Origin of the sequence: Thiohalocapsa marina, from assembly GCF_008632335.1 — a bacterium.
Classification (GTDB): Bacteria; Pseudomonadota; Gammaproteobacteria; order Chromatiales; family Chromatiaceae; genus Thiohalocapsa; species Thiohalocapsa marina.
This window is the reverse complement of record NZ_VWXX01000067.1, coordinates 1-6811: the sequence shown is the minus strand read 5'-3', so window position 1 is coordinate 6811 and position 6811 is coordinate 1. Positions and strand designations below refer to the sequence as shown.

The 6811-nt window shown below is 65.9% G+C and carries 7 protein-coding genes; 5 read left to right on the top strand and 2 right to left on the bottom strand.

What is annotated here, in order from left to right; translation table 11 throughout:
* Nucleotides 1–794: 794 nt before the first annotated feature.
* A complete protein-coding gene (locus tag F2Q65_RS19100) occupies nt 795–1664 on the bottom strand; it encodes a LysR family transcriptional regulator (protein ID WP_246156395.1) in 870 nt (289 codons plus the stop codon).
* On the opposite strand from F2Q65_RS19100, the gene F2Q65_RS19095 reads away from it, so the two are divergent.
* Nucleotides 1651–2889: an alkene reductase gene (locus F2Q65_RS19095; protein WP_246156393.1), complete on the top strand. Its 1239-nt coding sequence runs from the start codon at nt 1651–1653 to the stop codon at nt 2887–2889. The two genes, F2Q65_RS19100 and F2Q65_RS19095, sit on opposite strands and share 14 nt — an antisense overlap.
* Nucleotides 2890–2931: 42 nt before the next feature.
* Here F2Q65_RS19095 and F2Q65_RS19090 read toward each other — a convergent pair whose 3' ends face one another.
* Nucleotides 2932–3834 (bottom strand): LysR family transcriptional regulator, encoded by a 903-nt coding sequence (locus F2Q65_RS19090; protein WP_150094986.1) that lies wholly within the window; start codon nt 3832–3834, stop codon nt 2932–2934.
* 277 nt (nt 3835–4111) lie between these two features.
* Between F2Q65_RS19090 and F2Q65_RS19085 the strand changes: the two genes are divergently transcribed.
* From F2Q65_RS19085 to F2Q65_RS19070, 4 genes are all read left to right on the top strand, one after another.
* Entirely contained in the window at nt 4112–4651 is a 540-nt protein-coding gene (locus tag F2Q65_RS19085) for a cytochrome b (protein ID WP_150094985.1), read from the top strand.
* A gap of 31 nt (nt 4652–4682) precedes the next feature.
* Complete coding sequence (locus F2Q65_RS19080) at nt 4683–5243, top strand: YceI family protein (RefSeq protein WP_150094984.1); 561 nt, start codon at nt 4683–4685, stop codon at nt 5241–5243.
* A gap of 45 nt (nt 5244–5288) precedes the next feature.
* A complete protein-coding gene (locus F2Q65_RS19075) occupies nt 5289–5876 on the top strand; it encodes a YceI family protein (protein ID WP_150094983.1) in 588 nt (195 codons plus the stop codon).
* 75 nt (nt 5877–5951) lie between these two features.
* The gene (locus tag F2Q65_RS19070; protein WP_150094982.1) at nt 5952–6671 is read left to right on the top strand and encodes a pirin family protein; all 720 of its coding nucleotides are present in this window, start codon (nt 5952–5954) and stop codon (nt 6669–6671) included.
* The last annotated feature ends 140 nt before the right edge of the window (nt 6672–6811 follow it).

The following is a 6811-nucleotide window of genomic DNA, read 5'->3' as shown; positions in this document are numbered from 1 at the left end:
GTTGTGGCCTGTGGCGGATGCGCTTCGCTTATCCGCCCTACCGTGCATCCGTGTAGGTTATTTCTGAATCGTGCCTTAGAGTCCCGGGCGCTTGTTAGGTTGATGGATAAGGACAGGGAGGTCTCTCGGTTGGTCGCGCCGGGGCGGCGCTCCTAGTGCACCCGTGAGGGCGTCTCATCAGCACGGTGAAAGTCCGTGCGGAGGTGACCGGCGGCAGGAGTCAGAGCCCGCGTAGTAGTGCCTGTTTGGGACTGGGCGACCAAGGGCTGACGCGGCCGAGACGCCGGTGCTTGAAGACGCTGGGGGCATCCCCTGCCGAGGGTCGCTCCGGAGCGGACGAGAGGTGCGGGAAGCAAACCCGTGCTGAGCGAAGGTGGGCAGGAAGGTTGATTCGTGAAGGCCAAAACAGACGGAGGCGAGATGCCGAGTGCGCCAGTGCCCGAAGGGGATAAACAAGCATGCGAGGCCCGAGATCCACGCAAGTGGACCTGGGTGGAGCCGTCGGTATGGAGCGAGCGGATGTTGGCGGCCTTGGTCAACGGGGGGCAAAGGAGGCAAATGGTACAGCCTCTGGGGTAAGCTGATTCGACCGCGGGATCAGGGGCGGGCGCATCAGTCGCGCCGATGTCGCCGAGTTCGTGCTGCGCCAGCTCGGTGATTCGAGCTATCTGCGGCAGACGCCGGCGGTGAGCTGAGTCACATCAACGGCAACTTCAGACAATGACCGCCGCGGCTGGATCAGCGCTTACTCGGTCGGCAGATCAGCGGGCCTTCCTGCAAAAGGACCCATCGGATCACTCATGGCGTTCACCCCTGCGCGCCTTCGCGGCCTCACGCACAAACTCGATGAAGCGCTGCGTCTTCGCCGGCAGCAGGCGCGTTTCGGTCATCGCATAGACCGGTGCGGGCGGTCCTTCCCATGCCGGCAGAATCCGCCGCAGGCGCCCCTGCCCGACATCCTCCGCCGCGATCTCCTCGGGCAGTACGGCAATGCCCTGGCCAAGGGTGGCCAGGCGACGCATCAAGCCGATGCTGTTGAGTTGAAACCGACCGCTCACGGGAACCTCGACGCGGGCCTCGCCGCTGCGCAGGGTCCAGGTGGTGGCCCTGCTGCCGCGCAGCACAAGGCAGTCGAGTCGCGCCAGATCGGTCGGATGACGCACTTCACCTGCCTGTTCGAGATAGCCCGGCGCGGCATACAGGCAACACCGCAGGGTGGCGATCCAGCGCGCGATCAGATTGGAATCCTCGGGATCACCCATGCGGATCGCGACGTCGAAGGGCTCGGCCACCAGGTCGACCTTGCGTGGCGTCAGGTCGAGATCAAAGCGGATGCCCGGGTAGCGACAGGCGAATTCGGCGATCAACGGCGCCAGGTAGGTGTTCGCGAAATCCACCGGCAACGAGGCGCGCAACACGCCCGTCGGTTGCGCCAGCAGTTCGCCGAGTTGCTCATGGGCCAGTCGGGCCTCGTCCACGATGCGCCGGCAGCGTTCGTAATAGATCTGACCGGCCTCGGTCAGTTCGACCCGTCGCGTCGTGCGGTGGAGCAGGCGCAGACCGATGGCCTTCTCCAGCGCGCTGACCCGCCGCGATACCGTGGAGCTCGGCATCCCGAGCACGTCGGCCGCACGGCGAAACCCGCGCGCCTTGACCACCTCCACGAACAGGGCCATGTCGTTCAGTAACTCCATCTCGCTTGCTCCATTGCCCGATTGCTCCACTGGTGGATCAGTGATTTCGATTTTGGCCTATTTATCCCAGCGTGGCCAGGGCGCATCATCATCGCACCTCGACCAGACCCCACAGGAAAACCGCATGAACACACTCTTCAGCCCACTTCAGCTGGGTCGCTACACCCTGGAAAACCGGCTGGTGATGGCGCCGATGACCCGCTCGCGCGCCGATGACGATGGCGTGCAGAGCGAACTGGCGGTGACCTATTACGGCCAGCGCGCCGGCGCCGGCCTGATCATCACCGAATGTGCCTATGTCTCGCCGATGGGCAGAGGCTATGTGCGCACCCCGGGCATCCAGACCGATGCCCAGGTAGCCGCCTGGCGGCAGGTGACCGACGCGGTACATGCGAAGGGTGGCAAGATCTTCATCCAGCTCTGGCACACCGGGCGCATCTCCCATCCCTCGCTATTGCCCGGTAACGCGCTGCCCGTGGCGCCGTCGACGATCAAGCCGAGCGGACAAAGCTGGACGCCCGCGGGCCTGCAGGATTACGTCACCCCCCGGGCCCTGGAGCTCGATGAGATCGCGCGCATCGTGGCGGACTTTGCTGCCGCGACCCGCCGCGCGCTGGAGGCGGGCTTCGATGGCGTGGAACTGCATGCCGCGTCGGGCTATCTGCCGGAACAGTTCCTGTCGTCGGGTACCAATCAGCGCCAGGACTCCTATGGCGGTTCGCTGGAGAACCGGGCGCGTTTCGTCCTCGAAGTCCTCGACGCCATGGTGGCCGAGGCGGGCGGTGACCGGGTCGGCATCAAGATCGCGCCGGAGATGAATTTCAACGACATCGTCGACGCCCATCCCCAGGAGACCTTCACCTACCTGGTGAATCAGTTACGCGCGCGCAAGCTGGCCTACCTGCACGTCGCGCTGTTTGGCACGCCGGTCGATTATCACGGGCTGCTGCGCCCGCGGTTCGCGGGTGCCTACCTGATGGGCGGCGGTCTCGATCAGCCGCGGGCCGAAGCCGCGCTGGCCGCCGGTCGTGCCGATGCGGCGGTATTCGGTGCTGCCTTCCTGGCCAACCCCGACCTGCCCGAGCGTTTTCGCCGGGGGGCATCGCTCAACACGCCCGACCCGGATACCTTCTATTCGCCCGGTCCCAAAGGCTATACCGACTACCCGCTTCTGAACGGGACCACGGCGGCCTGAGGAAGTAGGCGCTGAGCAGGGAGGCTCGCCGGCGCACCGGCCTTAGCCCGGATCTGACGCAGGACACGTCATCCGCCGCGAGAGAAACTCGATCAAGGCGCGCACCCGGTGCGGCATGTAGCGATTGCTCGGCAACAGGGCATAGACGCCCAGGTCGGGCGGGGAGAAGTCATCGAGCAGGGTGACCAGGCCGCGCTCGCGCAGAAAGTCCTCCGCGACAAAATCCGGGACCATGGTGATGCCCATGTCCCGCGCTGCCGCCTCGGCCAGCGCCTCGCCGTTGTTGGCCTGGAGCCTGAACGGCAGGTCCAGGGTTTTCACCTCCCCGTCGATGCGAAAGACCCAGGGCTGCACGACCCCGCGGTGGATGTAGCCGATCAGGGCATGACCGGTGAGTTCCGCGGGATGCACGGGCGTTCCATGGCGGGCCAGATAGGCCGGGGTGGCGATGACCTGGAGGCGGGACGTCCCCAGCTTGCGGGCGATGTCGCCCGGCTGCAGGCGGGCGGTGATGCGCACCATCAGGTCCTTGCCTTCCTCCACCAGGTTCTGCTGGCTGTCGGTGAACTCCGTCGCCAGGGTGATGTCCGGATGGGCGCGGGCGAACTCCAGCAGTAACGGCGCCAGCCGCTTCAGCCCGAAGCTCAGGGGCACGCCGATACGCAGATGCCCGCGCGGCGTCAGGCTATCCGCCATCACGTCCGCCTCGGCCGATTCCACCAGGTCCAGGATCTCCCGGCACTTCTCCAGGTAGGCGGCGCCACCCGCCGTCAGCGTCAGGCGGCGCGTCGTGCGCACCATCAGCTTGATGCCCAGATGCGCCTCCAGGGCGGCGATCTGGCGCGTGATCACCGAGCGCGCCACGCCCAGTCGGCCGGCGGCGGCCGCGAAACTGCCCAATTCCGCGACACGCACAAAGGTGGCCATGGCGGCGAGACGGTTCATTGTTGCCATTCCTGCACTGAGAAATTGCCCATTCTGAGTGATCTTGCGCCCAGTCGAAAGCGGCGCGTGTCGCCACGGCACCGACATCCGCAGTGCGGGACAGCCGGCTCCCGTCAGTTGGGCCTTGGGTATGGCGCGATCCCATGGCGCGATTTGAGCGCTTCATTGTTGCAGATTGAGCAATTCAGATTTGCGTTTTGCCTGCTATTTCGCACTGCTCGGGGCCGGTACAGTGCACCCATCGCCGACAGCCACGGCCGCCACGAGGAAGACGCCCATGACGCAGCACTACACCCGAACCGCCAAAGGCCTGCACTGGCTCATCGCCCTGTTGATGCTGGGGCTGCTGGGGCTGGGCTTTTACATGCAGGACCTGCCCCTGTCGCCGCAGAAGCTGCAACTGTACGCCTGGCACAAATGGGCCGGTGTCAGCGTCTTTCTGCTGGTGCTCGTGCGCCTGGGCTGGCACCTCACTCACCAGCCACCGGTCCTGCCGGCGGGGATGCCCGGGTTGCAGCAGCAGGCCGCCCAGGCCACGCATGGCCTGCTTTATCTGTTGATGCTGGCCATCCCGCTCTCGGGCTGGCTGATGAGCTCGGCCAAGGGCTTCCAGACGGTCTGGTTCGGCATCTTGCCGCTGCCGGATCTGCTGGCCAAGGACGTGGCCCTGGGTGAGCAGCTGGCGACGCTGCACATGGGGTTGAACCTGCTGCTGGTGGCCCTGCTGCTGGCCCATGTCGGCGCCAGCCTGAAGCATCACTTCATCGACAGGGACGACATCCTCCTGCGCATGTTGCCGAGATTCGGCAAGGCGTGAATCCCCCAGATGACAACCGGAGACAGATGACATGAAACGCCTTGCCCTCGCACTTGCCCTGAGTGGCCTGATTGCGCCCGCCACCCAGGCCGTCGAATTCACCCAGGTGCAGGCCGACCAGAGCCGCATCAGCTTTCGCTACACCCAGATGGGCGTTGGCATGGACGGCGGCTTCAACAGCTTCAGCAGCCAGGTGCGCTTTGACCCGGCCGAGCCGGCCAGCGCCCAGGCCGTGATCGAGGTCGATCTGGCCAGTATCGACGTCGGCACCCCGGAGGCCGATGAAGAGGTGGCGACCAAGACCTGGCTCAATACCCCGGCCTTTCCGACCGCCCGCTTTACCGCCAGCCGCATCACGGCGCTCGGCGATGAGGCGTACGAGGTCGCCGGCCAGTTGAGCATCAAGGGCCAGACCCGGGAGGTCCTGGTGCCGGCCACCTTCACGCAGCAGGGGAACGCCGGCGTCTTCGCGGGCAGCTTCACCCTGCGCCGGGGAGACTTCGCCATCGGCGAAGGACCCTGGGCCGCCTTCGACATCGTCGCCAACGATGTCGAGGTTCACTTTCAGCTCGCCGTCACACCGGGCGACTGATCCCATCCACCCAACCACAACCTCAACCACAATCGGAGCACACCCATGACCAACTCGCGCCAACTGTCCATCGCCGCCATCCTCGCCGTTGCCTCGGCCAGCGCCACGACCAGCGCCTCGGCTGCGCCGGAGACCTATCAGGTGGACGGCTCTCATACCTTCCCGAGCTTCTCCTACAGCCACTTCGGCCTGTCCACCCAGGTCAGCCGGTTCAACACGACCACCGGCACCGTGATGCTGGACCCGGAGGCCAAGACCGGGGCCGTTGACATCGTCATCGACACCCGCTCGGTCGATACCGGCTTTGCCACCTTCAACGAGCACATCCAGGGCGAGGACTTCCTGGATACCGCCACGTACCCGACCGCGACCTTCAAGTCCACGCAGGTGGTGTTCGAGGGCGATGAGCCCAAGGCGATCGAGGGCGACCTGACCATCAAGGGTGTTACCCGGCCGGTGACGCTCGAGGTGAATCACTTCACCAGCATGACGCACCCCATGCTGCAGAAGCCGGCCATCGGCGCCAATGCCAGCACGCGCATCAAGCGCAGCGAATTCAACGCCGGCAAGTACGCCCCCAATGTCGGCGATGAGGTGACCATCACCATCGCCATCGAGGCGGTCCAGGACTAACACGCGGACATTCGCCGTGACGGGCACTCCCCACCGAGTGCCCGGTCATCCAGCCGACAGAGAGAGGGATCATCAATGCTTGAGCTCAGACCGTCCGCCGAGCGCGGTCTCGCCAGGCGGGGCTGGTTGCAGTCCCGCCACAGCTTTTCCTTCGGCAGCTACTACGACCCGGAGCAGGTCGGCTTTTCCGATCTGCTGGTGATCAATGACGACCGCGTCCAGCCGGGCCGGGGCTTCGACACCCATGGCCACCGCGACATGGAGATCTTCACCTATGTCCTGGAGGGGGCCCTAGCGCACAAGGACTCCATGGGCATGGGCACCGTCATCCGCCCCGGCGACGTGCAGCTGATGAGCGCGGGCACCGGCATCCGCCACAGCGAATTCAACGCCTCGAGCCAGGAGCCGGTGCATTTTCTGCAGATCTGGATCATCCCCAACCGCCAGGGTGTCACCCCGCGCTACCAGCAGCAGCGGTTCGAGGCAGCCGAGAAGCGCGGCAAGCTGCGGCTGATCCTCTCCCCGCAGGGGGAACAGGGGTCGCTTCAGCTCCATCAGGACGCCCGCGTCTATGCCGGCCTGTTCGATGGCCAGGAACAGCAGAGCCTGACACTGGCGGAGAACCGCCATGCCTATGTCCACGTGGTGCGCGGCGCGCTGGCGGTCAATGGCCAGCGGCTCGAAGCGGGTGACGGCGCCCGCCTGCGCAATGCCCGAGCGATTCGCTTCGGCGAGGGCGAGCAGGCCGAGGTGCTGGTCTTCGATCTGCGCCCGGTCGAATTGCCCAGCTACTGAAGGCCGGTGCGTGCAGGCATCGCGGGGGCGGGATGTCTTTCGCGTCGCTCGAAGCGATATCATGCCAGCCGCCAGCCGCCAGCCGCCAGCCGCCAGCCGCCAGCCGCCAGCCGCCAGCCGCCAGCCGCCAGCCGCCAGCC